The following is a 19,993-nucleotide window of genomic DNA, read 5'->3' on the forward strand; positions in this document are numbered from 1 at the left end:
AATTTGTTGTTCTGCTCATCCCTTAACTAGCACTTGGTTTACCTGTCTCTTTCATCTCACGGATGCGATCCATAATGACATCGGTAACAGCCTCGAGAGATTCGCTCCCCGCACCGGCAAATTGACTAAGGTCTACAGGAGCACCGTAGACAACGACCATGCGTCGAAAGGGTTTATACTGGCCGATAATAGCCGCTGGAATAACTGCTGCGCCACTTCGAAGTGCAAAGCTAGCAGCACCCTTCTTGGCCACTCCGGCATCAGAGTTACGCGTACCCTCCGGGAAGATACCCATGACATTACCATTACGAAGTGTGTTAAGGGCCGTTTTTATGGATTCTTTGCTTACGCCGCCACGTTTCACCGGAAAAGCACCCAATTTATTAATGAGCCAGCCAAGCACCGGAACCTCAAACAGTTCAGCCTTAGCCATATACTTTACCTGACGGTCCAGCTTAATTCCAATAGTCATTGGATCAAGCAGACTAATGTGGTTAGCGCAGAGCAGTACCCCGCCCTCCTTTGGCACATTTTCTTTCCCCACAATCTTAAGTGGGAAAAGGATTGCGTAAATCAAGCGAAGCAATCCAACACAAATTGCATAAATCATAAATGATTTCTCTCCCCGTCAACATGAGATCTACAGTGGGATACAATGGCCTCCACAACTTGATCGATATTCATTAAGGTCGTATCCAGAAGAATAGCATCTTCTGCACGGCGCAGCGGTGAAATCTCCCGTCCTTCATCCAGACGGTCCCGCTTTGCAATATCGTGTTCAAGCTGCTGAAGCGTCACCGATTCCGCGTCTCTCAGTTCCTTATAACGACGGAGAGCTCGTTCTTCCACACTTGCCGTCATAAAAATCTTTACCTCGGCATCCGGCAGCACGGTTGTACCGATATCGCGGCCATCCATTACCACGCCTTTGCGAAGCGCCATCTGACGCTGCAATTGACTCAGTCTGGATCTTACATCCTCGATTTTCGCATACTGCGACACAAGGCCGCTAACCTGAAGGCTCCGAATATGTGGGGTCACGTCTTCCCCATTAATCAGCACCTTCTGAATGTCTCGTTCCGGAATAAGTTCAATCACCATGTCGCGAACCTTCTCGTTCACTCGATGCTGATCTTCCGGTTCAATGCCTTCTTGGATCATATACCAGGTGATTGCCCGGTACATTGCACCAGTATCGACATAGATATAAGACAACTTCTGGGCTACCAATCGGGCTACAGTGCTCTTGCCTGCCCCGGCAGGTCCGTCGATGGCGACGTTTATTCTGTCATAAGTATGTGTACCCTGCCTATCCAACGGGGCATTCCTCCTCAAACACTCTTTCATAAAAAAAGCATCTAGCGTTACGAAAACTATTCCTGCAATATCAAGGAGCACACATAAATTGTTATGCTTGATGATATTATCAAGAAAAAAGCAGGCATTGCCTGCGACTTATAAAATTATACCACAGTTTATACTTCAGTGCAAAATCAGACAGCTTAATAGAGCTGTAAAAAATGCTTATCTGTTGCGGAAATCAAACTGACGTTCGAAGCAATAACGGATAATTTTCTGGCGTTCCAAATCTGAAATAGCGACAAATTTCAACATCGCTAAAAGGCGTCCATTCTCTAGCTTTTTAATGCGCACTACTTCACCTTCAAAATTGACATGCTCTGTGCTTCCGTTTCGATAAGGCACCAATACCCAGCAGGACAATTTATTACCAACCTCCAGCTTAACCTGGTTATCCACCAAAAAGGAGATTCCTCCACCACCAATATCATCTGTACGAACCAGGAACCGTTTGCCAAGGCTATCCTTCACAGCAAGCTCTAGATCTGCATTCACTCGGAAAAAGCTTCTTCTCTGGATCTTAAAAATCGAATCTGTCTCCGGCTTTTGAATCCGGACCATACGAATTACATCTTCTTTAAAGCCCAGTACATAAGTATTAAAGTAATTTTTGATGCCACCCTCAGTTAAAAAATAAACCGAAAGCTCGTCCCCCATAAAGAGCCTTTTTAGACGACCATTGCTCTCCTGCATAGGAATTTCAATCAGGAATGCGTCTTCTTCCGTCTCTGCAATTCTTGATCTATATTCAACTTCTGCTTCAGCAGCGTCACTGGAAGCAACCTGTATGTATAGATATTCGTTAATTTTAGGATACAAAGATGTCACCGCCACATCAGTTTAGTAATTATCACTACCCCTGATTATAGCATGGGAATATCAGCCAGTCAGATATATTTTATAGATATTGCAAAAAAAAGGGACGCACCCAACTGCTGGATGCGCCCTCCCTTTATTTTGCCTCAGACCCCGAAGAAGGTCTGATTTCTTCCACAGACTCTTCAATGCCATCCTCGGCGTTAATGTAAATACGATACTTTGAGCCATTAACTCCTCCACCGAACTCGTAAGTCAAGACCTCGACGGAATCATCATTTTTAATCCAGGACAAGCGATTGTATTGCTCCTTGAAATCAGAATTCAGAAATTTCCTCGCCTCTGCAAGGGTAAGCTTTGGTTTTGGAAGCTTCCGGTTGTCCTTGTGCTCATTGACGTATTCGCTGGCCTCAAAACCGATGGTATCACCTGTATCCAGCCCCATACGAATGGTCATCTTTTCAGGATAAATCAATACATCATTCTGTTTGGTTACAAAGGTCAAATTCCCGATATTATCGTAACGATCAGCGCTGACTGCAGTCATATGGGGATATCCTTTTTTCTCAAGAAACTGCTCTGCTTTGGTAACTGCTTCTTTAATAGAAACTTTGGCAGGGCCAACCTCACGGTTGTCATAATAAGAGATCAGCAACCCGCCATTTTTGGTGAAATCCATACTAATGGTGTGCTTCTTATTCGAAGCGCTAACAGTTGCTGTATAGGATGGCCATTCGGTGTTCTTCCCATTTTCTTTAACATCCACTTTAGCATTGGAACCCGCATCCGCGAACTTCAACGCCTTACGTTTGATGTCTTCGGCAGTCACGGGGGTACCTCCGAGCATTTTGACGGAACGTTTATCGTAGATGCTTGCTACTGAAGGACCCCAGTCTAGCTCAGGGTATGCCCCTACACGTTTATCTACCGTTTTGAAGCCGTCAATAATCGTGTTGTCCTCCGCTTTATTTTCTGTCGCCAACGCCGTTTCAACATCCATCCAGCGCAGCCGATTGCCAATGACTTTATTTTGTACCTCTTGCAAATCCTTAGAGATTTCTCCTGAGTTCTTGTACAATGCTTTTAGATTGCTCAGCTCTCCATCTGTCAGAGGTTTTTTAGTGAAGTCACGAATCCCGGCTTTATAAGAAAAGTTGGAGATTTTGGACAGAAACTCCTCTGTTTTGCTAAATGGCAGCAAGGTCAGCGGCAGCTGGTTAATCTCATTTTGGGCCTCACTAGTCATCCGCCACACATTCACAAGTCCTTTGCGGTGCATCCCATTAGAAGCAGAGTTAACCGCAAGCGTATTTCCAAGCTCACCATGAAGACGGTCCACATGATAGGACAAATCATGAAAGGCGCGTTGATATTGGTTCTCCGCCTTAATTAGTATTGAATTCTTCTCCTGATTCTCCTGATAACCCCACACAAGCGCACCAATCAGCAGCAGCGCGGTCAGCGGGAACATTACAGCACTTAATCTTTTGTACATAGGGCTACAAGACTCCTTTCGATAGCTTATTGGCGTTAGTTTGACAATAAACTAGGAGTCTTATGCACTGAAGTTGCTACACAATGTGACTATAACGTCCGTTCATGCTCTCTCTTCAATCTCAAAGCCACTGCTATTACTGCAAAGGCATTGTTTAAAGCCGGTTTGAATGACACCATGCTCTTTAATCCCTCTTAATATGTAGGTCTCACCACACTGTTTGCAAACGATACGTACTTTTATACGCAAAAAAAGACACCTCTCTCCTCTCTGGAATTCCTTACTAGGAACTGCCCTTCGAATATAAGTGTGTCCATCTCGATTATAGGTTAACCTCTTCTTCACGTTTCAGAAAGCGGAAAGGAGAACGGCTGTTGGCCCTAGCAACCTTTCCCATACCTCCATACCATAGGATAGCCATCAGAGGCACAATAAACCATATCCAATAGTTGGCTGTCGTACTCAAAATAAAGTCATATATCCCATGCCACATCCATGGCAACAGGAGAGAAAACACCAGAATTCTGCGGGTATGAACTCCTTTTGAGAACTTCGCCCTTCCCATATGGTAGCCCATGATCACACCAAACATAGCGTGTCCAGAAACCGGAAGAAGTGCTCTTAGAAACATTGATCCGATTGAAGCGTTGCTATACCAAGCGTACATTACATTTTCTATTGTTGCGAAGCCGAGCGAAATCGCCACAGCGTATAGTATCCCATCATATGGCTCGTCAAATTCGGTATGATTGTAAATCATATGGTACAGCACAAACCACTTTAGACATTCTTCCACGCCAGCGGATATGAGAAACGACTCCACGTAGGGACCACCATTTAGTCCCAGCATCAGCCCTCTCTGAATGATCATTACTGGAAACACAATCAGAAGGCCGAGCAAGAATACTTTAATGACTACATGAAGCGGTTCTTGATCATACTTGTCTTTCAGATAAAAAAAGGTCAACAGAGCAAGTCCCGGCGCTACTGCCGACGTAATGACCGATAACACGAGCACCGAATAACCTCCCTACACCCCTAAACCCTATTACTGCCGTTACACAGCAAGGTAGATGATAACTTTGATACAAGAATGACCGACATATCACCAACAACAAGACTAGGGCTGATCGGCCTAAACAATGGTCATCAGCCCCTAGTCTTGCCTAATTACTCCTGACGCTTAAAATGAGTGCACAATAACTGGACCGCATTCTCCGGCATCACTGTTTTCCCGTATTCATCGAGAACAGCTTCTGTGACCGGTGAGGAATCTCCAAACTCAGCAAGTACGCCAACAAGACCTGACAACGCCGTTTCTTCAAATTCCTTTGGATCGAAATACAGATACCATTTATTGTTATAAGAATACAGTTTCCCCTGGGAAGTAATATTACCGATGAGCACATGAGCCGCTTCAACCAGAACCTCGAAATCGCGGAATGCATATACAATGGAGTCGCTTTGTTCAAGAGTAACTTCCATTTCATAAATCTCTTCTGGCAATTCTTCTTCCCCGGACGCACCGTACTGATGGTGATCATATTTTCCTCGGGTCACTATAACGACCATGCCTTGCGCGGGCAATGCGAAAACTTCTACGGCAAGCGGACCCGTGGCATCAAAACCTAGTTCACTATATGCTTGATCCATCATCTCCGTAAACAGGTCATGAACCTTAGGAACTTCCTGCCACATGTCTTCCTTCTGGATGCCCCGCTCGCTCAGGTCGTCAAAAGTGAGGAAAATCCGTATCTTATCTTGACTTAATCGCTCTATTCTCATGACAGGATCCTCCTTTTGCAAGCTCATTTATTATAATGTATGATGAGTCCCGAGTAATGAGCCAAAAATGGTTACTATGTAAGTATGTTATCATTTTGCCGAGATAAATGCACGTAAATAAATATATAAAATCCTCTCTATTGAATAAACCATTTTCAAGGCCCTGAATAATAAAAAAGAATCATTCTGCGGAATATTTCATCCCCAAAATGATTCTGATGGAGTCCTTTACGGTTACAATCCCGGTATGGTTGTATGCGTTTCTTTAAGAATCTGCTCTACTTCGCTCTTTACTTCAGGATTGCTGCGAATGAATTCCTTTAACAATTTAAGATTGGATTCCTTCGACTTCACTGGTGATTCAGTCTTATGCTCAGAGGTTGCGCTGCTTGAACCGTTACTTTGAGCATTACTGCTTGAAACAGCAGTGTTACCAAAACCAGTCGTGGCCATACCGATTATTTTTTCTTTTGCTTTATCTGCAGCCCCACTCATGGAACCACCCGATTGCCCTAGCGAAGACATTAAAGAATTCCGCTTTTTGGACATAATCATACTGGCTGCGGCGCCCATCAGCACCCCGCATAAAAATGACGAAGTATTCATATTTCCAGCCTCCTTGTATGGTAAAATCATGTTTAGTGTTCGCGGAAAGATTCCGGCTCATACAACCTAATAACAAGAAAGCGAGTTGAAAAAAGTGGGTAAAATGACATCAGTGCTCCTATTGGCTACCTTGCTGCTTACAGCCTGTGGCAACAGCGGTGCAAATGGAAATACAGCCAAGGAAACAAACACCACAAACAATCCGCCCACGGCGGCAGCTACACAAAGCGCAGAAACTACGGCGCCAGCACCTGAAGCAACAGCCAGTCCTACCCCTGAAGCAACAGCAGATGGAGGTACTACAGGAAATAGTACAGCCAGTAAGGGTGAAGCATCCGCTGAAATTCCACTGCTGTACCATATGAACAAAAATTACGACATCGTCCCTAATGAGGAAGCTACAAATAAAAAAGTGGTTCTGCTCACTTTTGACGACGGTCCTAAAGATGCTGCAATGATTAACCCTTTGATGGATGTTCTGGACAAACATCAAGCTAAAGCCATCTTTTTCGTAAATGGTTATCGTGTTAAGGAGCATCCTGAGCTTCTGGAGTTAATACATAACCGCGGTGGAATTATCGGCAACCACAGCTGGGATCATATTGTATTGAAAGACAAGTCCTATACTGAGGTTAAAAAGCAAATCGAAGATGTTCAAAATATTGTCAAAGAAACATTGGGAGAAGCTCCTCACTTTTTCCGTCCGCCACATGGTGCCGGCGGGGATGTTGGCAAGAAGGTCGCGGCTGAAAATGGAATGTTATACATGACCTGGTCTGTAGGCTCACTTGACTGGGAAATGAAAGAAAAGGAAACGGGTAAGACAGAAAAATTGATCAGTAATGTTACCGATCAGCTGCATTCCGGCAGTAATATCCTGATGCATGAGCTACCATGGACCGTTGAGGGACTGGATACCTTGCTCACTACACTTGAGGGTAAAGGCTACAGCTTTGTTGATCCGCGCAGCATTGAGCTAAAAATGCGTTGATCTTCTCATCTTTACATGTCCGATAGTTGCTTCGTCAGTGCAATTGTTTTCGAATCAAACGAAAATAGAAGAGGGTTCCAAAGCCATTTGCATGGCTTTGGAACCCTCTTTTTGCGCTACCAGTTTTTCTTACTGGAAAGAGTAAGCACTATTGGGTTGATTTACGCAGTGTCAGCACATGCATTTCAGCAGGACTGCCCCAGCGAAGTGGCAGATGTGCTGTTCCAAACCCTCTGCTGATCAGCAGCAGGGCATTTTTTGCGGAACCGTCCCCTCTTGGCCAACTAAACTTTCCAGCGTCATATTTATGATAGAAATGCTCTACATGTCTTTGACCCACAAATGGAAGGATCACCTGCCCCCCATGCGTATGACCTGCCAGAATCAGGTCCGCTGGCACACTCTGGCACTTGGATAACCAAAGCGGATCATGTACAAGAATAATACGACAGGTGTCTTCAGCAGAAGGGGTTGTGGTTAATGGCGGAAAAGGACCGTATGGAGTTTTGCCCCCATTTTTCGGAAAATCAATTCCGGTTAACCAAAGTTTAGCTCCCTCACGTTCAAAAGCCACATTTTCATCCATTAACAGTTTTGCACCACTGTCCTGAATAATCTCATCTACCCTTGAAATGTTAGCCCGATAATCATGATTTCCATGCACTACATAGGTAGATGCAATAGAAGTAACTAGAGTCATATTATCGACAAGACGATTTAAAGGACTATCTTTTTCCGTTAGATCTCCTCCCAGAAAAACAACATCTACCCCACCCTTTAATGGTGTCAGAAGCGCGGAAGGAAGGCGGCGGCGATGGATATCTGTTATAAACAAGATACGAAATCCATCAAACTCTTCAGGTAGCGAATCTAGCATTATTTCCTCGGTAATAATTCTGTTTCTAAAAGCATTAATCACCATGATTATGACAACGACCGCAGCTATCAATAAAATGACCAAAGCCATTCCCCATGCCCATGTGCTCACCATAATGTACTCAGCGGAGGCGCTCCTTCAATTCCCCACCAAAGCAGCCCGATTAGCAAAATAACAAAGGTAAAAATCAAAGAATTTACAAACATCTTGCTTAAACGAACTTTTTCTGAAGAATAAGTATCTGAACGAGAAGGAACAGATTCTTCGTCCTTCTCTTTACTTCCTGTGGAAGAGCGCTTTGCAGAACCTGCTGGGCGGCGAGCTTTTCTTGATAAAGTTGCTGTAGAAACCCGAGCGGTAGCATTTTTCTTTATAGGAGTAGACTTCTTTTCAGGAGTAGCCTTTTTTACAGCCTCCGAAGCCCGCTTCTCTTTTTTACTTTTGCCAGGATGTTTGCTTTCACTTTTGTGTTGTTTTTGTCGAGACTTTACCCGGCTTAATTCCTCACTCATGATTCCCTCCTATAGCGGATCACCAGACCTGAGATCAGGTCGATGAAGAAGTGACATAGTATAGGGGCCCAGAGGCTGCCCGATTGAATGTAAATATATCCAAGACCATAACTGCTTAAGAATACCCAGCCGGTAGGTACAAAGTGACGTAAATAACGGACATGAATTAGAGCAAATACTATACTCGTCCAATAAGGGCCAATGGAATATTGGATGGCTCCGCGGAATAAGAGCTCCTCACATACCGATACAATTGCTGCTATGACGATAATATGCCACACAGGGCGATTTCGAAATAAAAGGTCGTTTATTCCACCATCATCCATGCTTTCCTCAGGGACAATATGTGTCAATAAATAGTCAACAATTAGCATTGCAGCAGCAAGACCGAGGCCCCATGCCACAAAATGTACTTTTTCTGGAATAATTAATAGCTGAAAAGGATTTCTTTTCTGAAATAATATCCATATCAAACCGATAATTAATGTGAGCCCCTGAGTGATATAGAGATTGAGCAGCAGAAGACGGTCTGTCAACTGACCTGGTTCTACCTTTTTAACCTTAATCTCGCCAAATTTGAATTTTTTCATCGTGACCTGCCTGTTCTTTATTTTTTTCGGGCCGCTCCGAGAGAGAAACCGTCCATAGTGTTGCTATCAATACATAATACATAGGATAATCCCCCCAGAAAAAGGAGCATTTATTATGAGCAAACGTAAGTCCCGCAATCAAATGTTATACACGCTAGTTTTTTTGTTTTTCCTAGTTTGCGCCTTCGCCGCATTTTTTACTGGCGTCAAGGTTGGCGCAGACAAAACTGAAGCCAAATATGACAATCAATCAAGCATGAATGGATTAGTAGAATTCACGGGCTCGTATCAACAGCAGGATCTTGTTACTTTCTATCATAACGTATTTTTGCCCTATCGGGAATTCAAGCGGAATTGGAACATTCAAGTAGATAAGTTAGCGCGCAGCACAGATGCTCGTATGAATGCGGCAGTAATGAAGAATCTAAGTATTCTAGCAGACCAGCAATATGAAAGAGTTAATCAAGATTCAATTTTCACTAACTCTCCTCTATTACATCAGTCACAGGTCAATGTACTCAAAAGCTTAACTTTATTTTCTAAGGCCTCCGGCAAAGTCTCTACTAGTGCCTCTGGTGCAGAGACAGCCAAGTTATTGAAAAATGATGAATTTACAACCGGCGCCGTGAAGTACGGTCTGTTAGCACAAAAGAACTTCTATGATTCTATGCTAAAATGGGGCTCTAAGACAAACCAGAAAATACCTTCTGCACCTGGCGAACTAAAAACGATGTCTTTCATCCAGTGGAAAAAAATGCCGCTTCTTTTGAAGAATGCTTCTATCGCTGACATGATGCTGAATCGCGGAATTTTTGCAGGTTATGATCCTCAGGACATCACTGCTAAAATAGACGATATGATTTACTCAGGCACTGCAAGCTCATTAAATCTTTCGGATATCCAGTCCTCAGTAACCTTGTTGATTTCTACAGGTGCTGTGCAGGAACAGGATTTTGTAAAATGGCGGGAACAGTATTATAACAGGGAGACACTTCCACAGCTTCCGTTCTTTTTTGAATAGAACCAGTTATTGAATCATAACGAAAAATGAAGTTCACTTCAAGAAACGCTGCTTGCAAAGCCTATTGACACAACTTGCATACCGTGTTACATTATGAAAAAATTAATCATTCAAAACCGATGATGGAACAAAGATCCTGGAAGTCTTCAGAGAGCCGGTGGTTGGTGCAAACCGGTGACGAACAGCTATCTTTAGCGCTCCTGAGATATTGTATCGAACCTTAAAGTAGGTACAATCGGATCAACTCCGTTAACAGTGTGGCCTATGCAGGCCAATGAGGCTGCTTCTTCCAAGTTGCAGTGAATTAGGGTGGTACCACGAAGATAACTCTCGTCCCTTACTACGGCAGTAGTATGGGGTTGGGAGTTTTTTTAATTCCCTAATCCCCCATAAATACTACCTTATGCCCAAAGTTACCGATTTCGCGGTACTCTTGCACGCTGTTTCTTTTGTGCGACACCGCGTTGATCTACTATTATTACATGTTTTTCTCTACTAGTTCGTGAACCTTCTGGTATTGTGGACTGCCCATCAGGGCGTCCTCGACATATAAAGCTTTTCAACTTTAAGGGGGATAAGAAACCATGTTTAAAGTATTAGTATCGGATCCAATCAGTGATTTGGGCATTCAGCAATTGATGGACGCAACAGATGTAGTTGTAGACAAAAAAACAGGTCTCAGTGAAGATGAGCTCGTTGCAATCATCGGTGAATATGATGGTCTACTCGTCCGCAGTCAAACTACAGTAACTGAAAAAATTATCGAAGCTGGAAAAAACTTAAAGGTCATTGGTCGTGCAGGTGTGGGTGTAGATAATATCAAGCTGGAAGCTGCTACTCAACGTGGGGTTGTTGTTATCAACGCTCCTGATGGAAATACCATTACAACTTGTGAGCATGCTTTTGCAATGATGATGGCTTTGGCCCGTCACATTCCACAAGCTTACGCAAAAACAATTGGTGGAACCTGGGATAGAAAAACCTTCGTGGGTGTAGAACTTCGCGGCAAAACTTTAGGTGTACTGGGAATGGGCAGAATCGGTAGCGAAGTGGCAAAACGTGCCAAAGCTTTCGGCATGGAAATCCTTGCTTTTGATCCTTTCTTAACTGCTGAGCGTGCTGAGAAACTGGAAGTAAAATTAGCTTCCGTTGACGATGTAGTCCGCGGAGCAGACTTCATTACTGTGCACACTCCACTTACTCCGGAAACACGCCATATGATTTCCCGCCCGCAATTTGAAGTGATGAAAAAGGGAATGCGCATCATCAACTGTGCCCGTGGTGGTGTAATTGATGAAATGGCGTTAGTAGAAGCTATTGATAGCGGTATTGTTGCTGGCGCTGCATTTGACGTATTCGAAAAAGAACCGCCACAAGCAGATCACCCATTCTTGTCGCATCCAAAAATTATCGTGACTCCTCACTTGGGCGCTTCTACAATTGAAGCTCAGGAGAATGTAGCGATCGATGTATCGGAACAAGTACTGCATATTCTGCGTAATGAACCGTTCATCAATGCTGTAAATATTCCTCCAGTTGCTCCAAGCGTAATGAACAAACTCCAGCCTTACTTCACACTTGGTGAGAAGCTGGGCAGCTTTGTTACCCAGATTACAGATAGTGCTATTCGTGAAATCCATGTTGAGTATGCGGGTGATCTGTCAGATGTCGATACCCAACCACTTACCCGCTATATTGTGAAAGGCGTGCTCTCCCGCCACTTCGCTGAGGATGTTAACATCGTTAACTCCATGCACTTGGCAAAAACACGCGACGTTAATGTAGTAATAACTAAAGCGTCCAAAACTAAAGGCTTCACTAATCTGATTACCGTGACCCTTAAAACAGATCACGACCAAGAACGTCTCGTAGCCGGAACATTGCTGCAAGGTTATGGAGAAAGAATTGTTCAAGTGAACAAGTTCCCGGTTGATATCGCTCCTGAAGGACATCAAATTGTAGTATCCCATAACGACAAACCAGGGATTATCGGACTTGTGGGCACATTGCTGGGCGAAAATGATGTCAATATCGCCTCCATGCAAGTGGGACGTAAAATCGTTGGTGGCGAAGCAATCATGCTGCTGACCGTTGATAAAGCTGTACCTACTCATGTGCTTGTGAAGCTTGCTGGTCTACCAGAAATCAACACTGCCGAAGAAATCATTCTTCTGTAAGCAATACGATAGAAATCAAACAACAGAGCAGCGATTCTCCTCTTATAGGAGTTTCGCTGCTTTTGTTGTTGATCGTTGACCCGTTTCGGCTTCATTTACAATATCGAATCGAGTTCCCTCGTGGAGGCTTACGAACACCCTTGAGGTTACGGACCCAGATGACCCTATATGCAATAATTTCGCCTTTGAAGCAGGGTTTCGGACTCTAGTGCCACTATTCCTCAAGAAGAAAGCTAAATCAGGTGTTTTGCCTATCAATAGCGTCTATGGGGACCGATAGCGTTCTAAATATACGAAAATACTGCATTATAGATCAGCTGTGTCCTATACTGCTTCACACGCACATATGGGATCAAACAGATCAAGTTTGCTGTTTAGACTAAGAATGCGGGAACAGTCCGACCATCGATGTCTGTAAATCCATACTTTTCAGCCAGCTTAGCAACCTGCTGCGGTTGTCCGGTCATAGACATGACCTTAGGATCGGCTGCTAGAGCAGCGGCTGCTCTACCGATATAGGTTGTGGATTCAGTCATCTGCAATTCTTCAACCTCATGCCAATGCTCCTCATCCGTGTTCATGCTCTCCAACACCGCCTCTGTCCTCATCCAGCCCGGAGTAAGCGGAATAACTGCAATGTTGTCCTCTTTAAGCTCATTCGATAACCCGTAGGCCATGCGGACAAGTGAGTTTTTAGAAAGATCATAATAGAAGTTTCCAAGATATTTGTAATGATCCCAAAAGGTTGTGTGGATGATTAGACCGCCAGCTTTTGCCTCACGCATTAATGGTATTGCATAATAATTTGTTATCAACTGTGCCCTCACACCCGCATTAAACATATTGTCCCAATGCGCTGTAGGAAGCTCCCAGAAAGACTTCTGCTCAATAGGTAAATCGTTGCCGCCCCATACATTATTGACTAAAATATCAAGCTTTCCTTGCTCTGAAGCAATCTGGCGAATGACCGCCTCTGTCTCCTGATCTTTTGTATGATCACATCGTATGGCGCTGCCGGACCCTCCCTCCGCTTTTATTTCCCTAAGTACGTTATCAATGCTCCGCTTGCTATGCTCTATGCCAGAAGCCTCTGTCGTTCTGCCCGTAATATAAACGAATGCACCTTTCCTTGCCAGCTCCAATGCAATTCCTCTACCAGCACCTCTGCTGCCTCCGGTGACCAATGCTACTTTTCCTTTTAAAGTCATGTTCTCAATCCTTTCTACACTTGTTTTTCTCTAAATGTTCTGCATTTAATCCTTACCTTATATAGTATAATTCTTTAATATGACATCAACTGACATATATAATATAATAATTAATTAAGAACTAGCCAACATTTATTAGGAGGAGGAGTGTCCCTTAATGAGAGCCGATCGTTTGTTATCCATCTTACTTTTGCTGCAAAATCGTGGAAAGATGACATCCCGTGAGCTAGCCCAGACCTTAGAAGTGTCTGAACGAACTGTGTTTAGAGATATGGAAGCCTTATGTACAGCGGGAATACCGATCCTTGCCGAACGGGGACGCGAAGGAGGTTGGATGCTCACAGAAGGATACCGGACCTCCTTAACGGGTATGAAGCCCTCAGAAATTGCTACTCTGCTGCTGTCCGCAGACTCCTCAATCTTAAAAGATCTGGGTATACAAAACGACTTCTCTTCTGCCGTGCTTAAGCTGGAGGCTGCTTCCCCATCCAGGCCGAATAATCCAGCCAGTTACCTGAGCCAGCGCATTCATATAGATGGTGCCAGCTGGCACCCTTCCGAAGAGACATATCCGTTCCTATCTGTCCTGCAGGAAGCTGTTTGGGAAGACCGTAAAGTGAAGATCACTTACCCACGGAATGACGAGATGAAGGAGCGTTTCATTGAACCTCTCGGGTTAGTCGCAAAACGTGGAGTTTGGTATGTAGTGGCACGAACCGAGGGTGAAATGCGGACTTTTCGCGTGTCGAGATTAATACAAGCTGACGCAACTTATGAATCATTTGTCAGACCTGAGGCTTTTGATTTAAAAAGCTACTGGGAACAATCGACTTTAGCTTTTAAAGCAGCACTGCCAAAATATGTAGTGAACTTAAAGGTGAATGAGTCTATTCTTAAAGAATTACAACGTGAAAGATATGTAACTATAACTTTAGTAGAACCCTCTGCTAATACTGGGTGGATGAACGTGGAGGCCGAGTTTAATGCTATAGAATCTGCCTGTCGTATCGTACTCTCTTTCTCTCCTTCAGTTATTGTTTTAGCTCCTATCGAACTAGTAGGGATGGTAAAGTCTGCTATTAAAACAATTTCCGCAATATATGAGGAATTTTGACATCAATTCTAAATATCTACTACTTAAAGAAGATTTATGACACTTCTCTATAGACCAATGACCTATAAATCCCCTATAATAACACCATTACATAAAATTTAATAAGGGGGACATTTTACCAATGAGCTGGATGCACAAACTTCCGTTAAAACAAAGAATTGTTGCCGGATGTTACCTCGTTGCCGCACTGTTTGCTATTCCTGTCTTAGTTACGTTAATGATTCTAGGTCAATTTCTCGTAGGAATTATACTAGTAGTTGTTCTTGCAGGTCTGACTTTACCTGTTGCTCGCTTCGTGGAGAGAACGCTTACATCATCTTTTGATGATATTGCTAATGTATCTCACAGTATTTCGAAGGGCGATTTCACTAGCAGAGCGGACGAAAATGGCTCAATGGGTGACGTAAGCCGCTCCTTTAACACAATGATTGATAAGCTCAAGAAGATTCTGACCGATGCATCGCAGATCACCCGTCAAGTTATGGATGCAAGCCGCGGAATCGAAGATAAGAACCAGAACCTGAAGATTGTCATGGCACAAGTAGCCTCTTCTTCTACTGAGCTCGCTCTTGGTGCAAATGAAATATCTACGGATATCGCTGATATGACAGAATCCATTAAAGACATTGAGACCAAAGTATCCAATTATACGAACTCCACCAAAGAAATGAACAGACGTTCAATACATACCTTAGAACTTGTTGAGCAAGGGCGCCAATCCGTAGATACACAGGCTGAAGGCATGCGCAAAAACATAGAGGCTACACAAAAAGTGGCTGATACTATTGAAGCTCTCTCACAAAATGCCCGCGGGATTACGATGATCACCAAGACCATCACAGAGATCGCTGAGCAGACCAACCTGCTGTCACTGAATGCCTCCATCGAAGCTGCTCGTGCCGGAGAGCATGGTCGGGGTTTTGCCGTTGTAGCTCAAGAGGTTCGCAAGCTTGCTGAAGAATCTACGGCATCCACAAAAGAAGTATTCGGCTTGGTCCGCAGCATTGAGTCAGATATTAAACAAGCCATCGATAATATTGCCATCAATGAAGAGGTTGTGCAGGTTCAGAATGAAATGATCACTCAATCTGCCCATATTTTCGCACAAATTGTACAAAGCGTGCAGTACATTACCGAGCAAATCTCTTCATTCTCTGCGGAGAGTGATCTTATGCTAGAAAGTGCCTTGAAAATTTCCAGTGCAATTGAGAATATCTCAGCAATCACCGAAGAAACTGCTGCTGGCACGGAAGAGGTATCGGCGGCTATGAATGAACAGATTAATGCCCTGCAGTCTGTTGCAGAAGAAACGGAAAAAATGACCCAGGCCGTATTTAATCTGCAAAAAACCATTCATATCTTTAAATTCTAGTTCAAAACTATCAACTGCCACCTAAGCTGAGTCTTAGGTGGCAGTTTTTTTCGCGAGGCAAAACTTCATCTCTTGGACAAGACTTTCGTCAAATTTCGAGTTTTTTTAGCGGATTATGTTGACAAAAATTAATGAGGAATATATTGTAAAGGAAAATTATTCTTATCAACTATAAATTAATATTGGCAAAATCCTCGAAAGAGGATGACGCAAAACCATGGATCTACAGCCTCATTTTTTCGTTTGAGGCCATGATTGCCAGGTTGCAGAGGAACCAGGACGGCTGAACTATTGTTCAGTCTTAGCGGTGCCTTATGCCACCAACCTGTGCTTACTATAGAGCACAGGTTTTTACTTTTTGAGTATATTGATCTATCGTATCTATTCGGTAGATTAATAACTAATATATATCAAAAAACTTGTGAGGTGTTTCTTTTGAAGACAGTCGCAGATTACATGGCGGAAGCACTACGTAACCTTGGAGTCACCCATTCTTTTGGGATCATTGGCAAATCCATTTGTCCAATAGTTCTAAAGATGGTGGATTACGGTATTGAATTTATTCCCGGCAGACATGAAGCAAGCTCCGGATTCGAAGCAGCAGGGTATGCGCTGAAAACGGGTAACCTAGGCGTAGCATTTGGTACTTCGGGTCCTGGGGGAACTAACCTGCTAACAGCAGCAGCACATGCGAAAGCTAACAACCTACCTGTCCTATTTATTACCGGCCACCAATCCATTACAGAGCTTGGAATTCCACAATGTCAGGACTCCACCTCTTTTCTGGCTGATTTAGCTGATATGTTCAGACCTGCCACCTTGTTCAGTAAATTGGTTGAACGTGGGGATCACTTTGGTACTATTTTTAATCATGCGATTTCTGTGGCCCTGACCAAACGGGGTCCTGTTCATCTTTGTATTCCTTTTGATGTACAAACTGAAGTATTGGAAGAATGCAATATAGTAATCCCAGAAAGAGAATCTCTAATTAGTCAAGCTAATATCGATAGAGTCATCGATGCTATTCAAGCTGCTAAGAATCCTTTGATTATTGCGGGTAAAGGAATTAACCGCTCCGGAGCACATAAAGAGCTTGTTCAACTCGCAGAAACTTTTAATATTCCTGTAGTAACATCTCCAGGTGGAAAAGGGGCTATAGTCTGGGATCACCCACTCTATCATGGTCCTATTGGCGTTGGCGGTTCGACCCACGGGGACGATTTATTGAATAAAAGCGATTTATTTATAGTGCTTGGATCACGTTTAAGTGATATGACCATCTGTAATCTTAAACGGGAGAATCATCCAGCAACTTTAATTCAATTTGATATTGATCCAACCTTTGTCGGAAAAATACTATTGTCCAAAACGATACCGGTCACTGGGGACCTGCGCGATAATTTGGTGCACTGCCTAAATCATATTGACCCAAACACAATCACCAAACGTGAGGCTTTGGCCGATGCGGATTATTCAGAAGAGCTTCCAACCCTCAAGAATCTTTCCCTTGCTTCGGTAATGAGCACTTTAAGTGATTTGATCCCTTATAATAATTCAATTTTCGTTGATGATGGAAGTCATGGATTCCACGCTGCAAAATGGTACAAGGTTAAGAAACCGGGCAGCTTTGTTTTTGATGCGTATTTTGCTTGCATGGGTAATTCGATCGGCATGGCTATTGGTGCAAAAGTTGCAGCTCCTGAAGAAACTGTCCTCTGCATTACAGGTGATGGTTGTTTCATGATGCTCGGCGCTGAGATTAACACCGCTGTCTGCAAAGATATCCCTGTCATCTTTATCGTGGTCAATAATAAGCAACTAGATATGGCTCTTAAGGGTATGGAGAAAACCACAGGTCGTATCGATGGAACTCTATATGAAGTACCAATGGACGCCGTGAAATTCGCTGAATCTCTAGGTGCTAAAGGCTACAAATGTGAGACTGCGGATGAATTCACAGCTGCAATTAAAGATGCGGTAGCTCTAAACCATGTTGCCGTTATTGAACTACTAACAGACCGTGATGAAGTCCCTCCGACTGCACACCGTACTTTGAACCTAAACTAGGAGGCTAACCATGAAGGAAAATATCAACAGTGGTCTCAACCACTTCACGAATCTATCAGGAGACTATGGCGCAAAAGCACTAGCTCCAATTAAAGACCACTTCCCTGACTTGGCTGAATTTATTATGGGGAATGCCTATGGCGATATTTTTCAACGTAATACTATAGCCCCTGACTGGAAGGAAATCGCAGTCATTTCATCTTTAATTTCAATGGGACAATTCGAACAGTTGGGCGTTCATTATGTCATGGCCCTTCGTGTTGGAGTTACCGTAGAACAGCTTAAAGGTATTCTATTACACTTAGTACCCGTTATAGGGGCACCTAGAATCATCACAGCTTTTAATATCCTGCTTGCAACCATAGAAGAAATCCAATAACCCAACAGTTCGACAACAATATACAAAATTCGACTTTATTATTGCATACACTTGAAAAATATGCCTATAATAGAGTCGGAATATCCCATTACTTGCTGTATAGTGTCGAATTTTGACTTTTATAAAACAGCTAAATGGATATACATGGCTGGATATTGCAGTCGAACTGTTTTGGACAAATTCAATCTATGGGAGAGATTTAGGCATGGGAAGTTTCGTTTTGAAGACAGACACTACAAACAAGGTTATTAACATTGAGTTAGATGGAACATTTTCTGAAGAAGATGGTCTAAAATCTATTCAAGCTTATCAACAAACTATCAATCCAATTACTCCAGCTGACTATGAACTAAAAATCGACTGCAGAAAGCTAAATGTAACTGCACCAGATGTTGTACCTCTTTTAGAAAGCTGCTTTGTAATGTTTAAGAATGATGGATTTGTAAAAGTAAATCTAACGCTTGAAAATAACCCGATCCTCAAAATGCAGCTTTCCCGTCTTGGCCGTAAAGCTGGACTCGATAACATCGAGATCATTTCTGCGGTTACAGCCTAGATCTTTTAATCTTAATATGTAGGCCACATTTTACTGCTTTCCTGGAGGCGTATTATGACCGGAATTCGTATTAAAGGCATTGATATCTATCATCCCAGCAATATAGTTGGTAACGACTTTTTCATTAAGCATTTTGACGAAAAAGGCATTGATATTCGAGGTCTATTATCCGCATTAGGTCGTATTACACGGTATAGTATTAAGGATGCGGATGAGAATTCCCTTACGATGGCTTTTGAGGCTGCCAGGAATGTTCTGGAGAAAAGTGGTCTCACAGGTGCCGATATCGACCTTATTGCCTATGCAAGTCAAACTCCTGAGTATATCTTTCCTACCAACTCATTAATGATTCACCGTTTGATCAAAGGCGCATCCCATACGATCTGCATTGACAGTAATGCTAATTGTGCGGGTATGACGGCTTCTGTGGAACAGGTTAGCCGTCAGATGCAAGCGAATCCTAGGATTAAACGAGCGTTGGTCATCGGCTCCGATTATGTAACCCCTCATGCCGATAAGAATGATCCAGTCTATTACGCTAACTTCGGTGATGCAGCGGCGGCAGTCATTCTTGAACAAGCTGAGGATGTGGTCGGTTTCATTGACTCTATCTACCAAACGGATCCTTGTGTTTGCGATAATTCCAAGTTCCCGTGCGCAGGCCTGGCTAAACTGGGTAAACAAGGTGTAGCGGCTGGAGAGTTTAATGTGAAGTTTATTCCTTTTGATAATTCCATTTGTATAGATGCTGCTTCTGAGTCTATTCGTACTCTACTGTCTAACAACAATATCGCGCCTGAAGCCATTAAAGCAGCCTGCTTCTCACAGTTTTCATTGCCTAATATCTTAGAGATGTGTGAGAAAGTCGGCATTGATCGCAATGTAGCGGTATACATAGGGGATGAATTCGGATATACCTCTACCAGCAGCCCATTTATTGCTCTACATAAAGCTGTAACTACTGGAAAGATCGAACGTGGTGATAAAGTCCTGTTCTGGACAGTGGGCGCCGGTTGGCAAAATGTAGCATTTGTTATTGAATATTAGGAGCTGTATAACAAAAAGCGG

20 protein-coding genes, 1 riboswitch and 1 other annotated feature are annotated in these 19,993 nt (G+C 43.3%); of the genes, 9 read left to right on the plus strand and 11 right to left on the minus strand.

Annotation, left to right across the window (positions count from 1 at the left end; translation table 11 throughout):
• Nucleotides 1-22: 22 nt before the first annotated feature.
• The 7 genes from MHB56_RS05100 to MHB56_RS05130 all read right to left on the minus strand — a co-directional run bounded on the left by MHB56_RS05100 (nt 23) and on the right by MHB56_RS05130 (nt 6,061).
• Nucleotides 23-610 carry a lysophospholipid acyltransferase family protein gene (locus MHB56_RS05100; RefSeq protein ID WP_036676211.1) on the minus strand — a complete coding sequence of 196 codons (588 nt, stop codon included), beginning with the start codon at nt 608-610 and terminating at the stop codon, nt 23-25.
• Nucleotides 607-1,317: a (d)CMP kinase gene (cmk, locus tag MHB56_RS05105; protein WP_254848699.1), complete on the minus strand. Its 711-nt coding sequence runs from the start codon at nt 1,315-1,317 to the stop codon at nt 607-609. The genes MHB56_RS05100 and cmk overlap by 4 nt, the downstream gene beginning before the upstream one ends.
• Before the next feature lie 207 nt (nt 1,318-1,524).
• The gene (locus tag MHB56_RS05110; protein WP_036676209.1) at nt 1,525-2,178 is read right to left on the minus strand and encodes a flagellar brake protein; all 654 of its coding nucleotides are present in this window, start codon (nt 2,176-2,178) and stop codon (nt 1,525-1,527) included.
• Nucleotides 2,179-2,311: 133 nt separating this feature from the next.
• Entirely contained in the window at nt 2,312-3,670 is a 1,359-nt protein-coding gene (ypeB, locus tag MHB56_RS05115; RefSeq protein ID WP_076127490.1) for a germination protein YpeB, read from the minus strand.
• 322 nt (nt 3,671-3,992) lie between these two features.
• Nucleotides 3,993-4,688, minus strand: coding sequence for a glutamic-type intramembrane protease PrsW (gene prsW, locus MHB56_RS05120; protein WP_076134692.1), 696 nt, complete (start codon nt 4,686-4,688; stop codon nt 3,993-3,995).
• A 152-nt stretch (nt 4,689-4,840) separates the two neighbouring features.
• On the minus strand, nt 4,841-5,455 hold the full coding sequence (locus MHB56_RS05125; protein ID WP_036676203.1) for a genetic competence negative regulator: 615 nt from the start codon (nt 5,453-5,455) through the stop codon (nt 4,841-4,843).
• A gap of 234 nt (nt 5,456-5,689) precedes the next feature.
• Entirely contained in the window at nt 5,690-6,061 is a 372-nt protein-coding gene (locus MHB56_RS05130) for a hypothetical protein (protein WP_076141316.1), read from the minus strand.
• Between the two features lie 103 nt (nt 6,062-6,164).
• Here MHB56_RS05130 and MHB56_RS05135 point away from each other — a divergent pair, with 103 nt between their 5' ends.
• A complete protein-coding gene (locus MHB56_RS05135; protein ID WP_282579788.1) occupies nt 6,165-7,052 on the plus strand; it encodes a polysaccharide deacetylase family protein in 888 nt (295 codons plus the stop codon).
• A gap of 148 nt (nt 7,053-7,200) precedes the next feature.
• Here MHB56_RS05135 and MHB56_RS05140 read toward each other — a convergent pair whose 3' ends face one another.
• The 3 genes from MHB56_RS05140 to MHB56_RS05150 are packed head-to-tail and all read right to left on the minus strand — an operon-like array spanning nt 7,201 to nt 9,031.
• Nucleotides 7,201-8,019: a metallophosphoesterase gene (locus tag MHB56_RS05140; RefSeq protein ID WP_341143344.1), complete on the minus strand. Its 819-nt coding sequence runs from the start codon at nt 8,017-8,019 to the stop codon at nt 7,201-7,203.
• Nucleotides 8,020-8,036: 17 nt separating this feature from the next.
• Entirely contained in the window at nt 8,037-8,441 is a 405-nt protein-coding gene (locus tag MHB56_RS05145; protein WP_248548486.1) for a hypothetical protein, read from the minus strand.
• A complete protein-coding gene (locus MHB56_RS05150) occupies nt 8,438-9,031 on the minus strand; it encodes a CPBP family intramembrane glutamic endopeptidase (protein WP_036676197.1) in 594 nt (197 codons plus the stop codon). The genes MHB56_RS05145 and MHB56_RS05150 overlap by 4 nt, the downstream gene beginning before the upstream one ends.
• Before the next feature lie 115 nt (nt 9,032-9,146).
• Between MHB56_RS05150 and MHB56_RS05155 the strand changes: the two genes are divergently transcribed.
• On the plus strand, nt 9,147-10,052 hold the full coding sequence (locus tag MHB56_RS05155) for a hypothetical protein (protein WP_076127483.1): 906 nt from the start codon (nt 9,147-9,149) through the stop codon (nt 10,050-10,052).
• A gap of 110 nt (nt 10,053-10,162) precedes the next feature.
• Nucleotides 10,163-10,393: a binding site (T-box leader), on the plus strand.
• Nucleotides 10,394-10,636: 243 nt separating this feature from the next.
• Nucleotides 10,637-12,229: a phosphoglycerate dehydrogenase gene (serA, locus tag MHB56_RS05160; protein ID WP_036676193.1), complete on the plus strand. Its 1,593-nt coding sequence runs from the start codon at nt 10,637-10,639 to the stop codon at nt 12,227-12,229.
• A 374-nt stretch (nt 12,230-12,603) separates the two neighbouring features.
• Here serA and MHB56_RS05165 read toward each other — a convergent pair whose 3' ends face one another.
• Nucleotides 12,604-13,437, minus strand: coding sequence for an SDR family NAD(P)-dependent oxidoreductase (locus MHB56_RS05165; RefSeq protein WP_076127482.1), 834 nt, complete (start codon nt 13,435-13,437; stop codon nt 12,604-12,606).
• Between the two features lie 157 nt (nt 13,438-13,594).
• Between MHB56_RS05165 and MHB56_RS05170 the strand changes: the two genes are divergently transcribed.
• From MHB56_RS05170 to MHB56_RS05195, 6 genes are all read left to right on the plus strand, one after another.
• Nucleotides 13,595-14,551 carry a helix-turn-helix transcriptional regulator gene (locus MHB56_RS05170; protein ID WP_341143345.1) on the plus strand — a complete coding sequence of 319 codons (957 nt, stop codon included), beginning with the start codon at nt 13,595-13,597 and terminating at the stop codon, nt 14,549-14,551.
• Between the two features lie 121 nt (nt 14,552-14,672).
• Nucleotides 14,673-15,923 (plus strand): methyl-accepting chemotaxis protein, encoded by a 1,251-nt coding sequence (locus MHB56_RS05175; RefSeq protein WP_036676188.1) that lies wholly within the window; start codon nt 14,673-14,675, stop codon nt 15,921-15,923.
• 174 nt (nt 15,924-16,097) lie between these two features.
• Nucleotides 16,098-16,194: riboswitch (cyclic di-GMP riboswitch) on the plus strand.
• Between the two features lie 155 nt (nt 16,195-16,349).
• Nucleotides 16,350-17,990, plus strand: a complete 1,641-nt coding sequence (locus tag MHB56_RS05180; protein ID WP_341144357.1) for a thiamine pyrophosphate-binding protein — start codon at nt 16,350-16,352, stop codon at nt 17,988-17,990.
• Nucleotides 17,991-18,000: 10 nt separating this feature from the next.
• Nucleotides 18,001-18,369: a carboxymuconolactone decarboxylase family protein gene (locus tag MHB56_RS05185; RefSeq protein ID WP_036676184.1), complete on the plus strand. Its 369-nt coding sequence runs from the start codon at nt 18,001-18,003 to the stop codon at nt 18,367-18,369.
• A 205-nt stretch (nt 18,370-18,574) separates the two neighbouring features.
• Nucleotides 18,575-18,925: a hypothetical protein gene (locus tag MHB56_RS05190; RefSeq protein ID WP_341143346.1), complete on the plus strand. Its 351-nt coding sequence runs from the start codon at nt 18,575-18,577 to the stop codon at nt 18,923-18,925.
• Nucleotides 18,926-18,979: 54 nt separating this feature from the next.
• Nucleotides 18,980-19,972, plus strand: coding sequence for a ketoacyl-ACP synthase III (locus MHB56_RS05195; RefSeq protein ID WP_076127476.1), 993 nt, complete (start codon nt 18,980-18,982; stop codon nt 19,970-19,972).
• Nucleotides 19,973-19,993: the final 21 nt, after the last annotated feature.

It is taken from the genome of Paenibacillus sp. FSL H8-0315 (assembly GCF_038005365.1).
GTDB classification, from domain to species: Bacteria; Bacillota; Bacilli; order Paenibacillales; family Paenibacillaceae; genus Paenibacillus_AQ; species Paenibacillus_AQ odorifer.

Coding starts and splice junctions, on each gene's coding strand:
- MHB56_RS05100 (WP_036676211.1), bottom strand. CDS start 610: ATGATTTATGCAATTTGTGTTGGATTGCTTCGCTTGATTTACGCAATC.
- ypeB (WP_076127490.1), bottom strand. CDS start 3,670: ATGTACAAAAGATTAAGTGCTGTAATGTTCCCGCTGACCGCGCTGCTG.
- MHB56_RS05125 (WP_036676203.1), bottom strand. CDS start 5,455: ATGAGAATAGAGCGATTAAGTCAAGATAAGATACGGATTTTCCTCACT.
- MHB56_RS05130 (WP_076141316.1), bottom strand. CDS start 6,061: ATGAATACTTCGTCATTTTTATGCGGGGTGCTGATGGGCGCCGCAGCC.
- MHB56_RS05135 (WP_282579788.1), top strand. CDS start 6,165: ATGACATCAGTGCTCCTATTGGCTACCTTGCTGCTTACAGCCTGTGGC.
- MHB56_RS05140 (WP_341143344.1), bottom strand. CDS start 8,019: ATGGCTTTGGTCATTTTATTGATAGCTGCGGTCGTTGTCATAATCATG.
- MHB56_RS05145 (WP_248548486.1), bottom strand. CDS start 8,441: ATGAGTGAGGAATTAAGCCGGGTAAAGTCTCGACAAAAACAACACAAA.
- MHB56_RS05150 (WP_036676197.1), bottom strand. CDS start 9,031: ATGAAAAAATTCAAATTTGGCGAGATTAAGGTTAAAAAGGTAGAACCA.
- MHB56_RS05155 (WP_076127483.1), top strand. CDS start 9,147: ATGAGCAAACGTAAGTCCCGCAATCAAATGTTATACACGCTAGTTTTT.
- serA (WP_036676193.1), top strand. CDS start 10,637: ATGTTTAAAGTATTAGTATCGGATCCAATCAGTGATTTGGGCATTCAG.
- MHB56_RS05165 (WP_076127482.1), bottom strand. CDS start 13,437: ATGACTTTAAAAGGAAAAGTAGCATTGGTCACCGGAGGCAGCAGAGGT.
- MHB56_RS05170 (WP_341143345.1), top strand. CDS start 13,595: ATGAGAGCCGATCGTTTGTTATCCATCTTACTTTTGCTGCAAAATCGT.
- MHB56_RS05175 (WP_036676188.1), top strand. CDS start 14,673: ATGAGCTGGATGCACAAACTTCCGTTAAAACAAAGAATTGTTGCCGGA.
- MHB56_RS05185 (WP_036676184.1), top strand. CDS start 18,001: ATGAAGGAAAATATCAACAGTGGTCTCAACCACTTCACGAATCTATCA.
- MHB56_RS05190 (WP_341143346.1), top strand. CDS start 18,575: ATGGGAAGTTTCGTTTTGAAGACAGACACTACAAACAAGGTTATTAAC.
- MHB56_RS05195 (WP_076127476.1), top strand. CDS start 18,980: ATGACCGGAATTCGTATTAAAGGCATTGATATCTATCATCCCAGCAAT.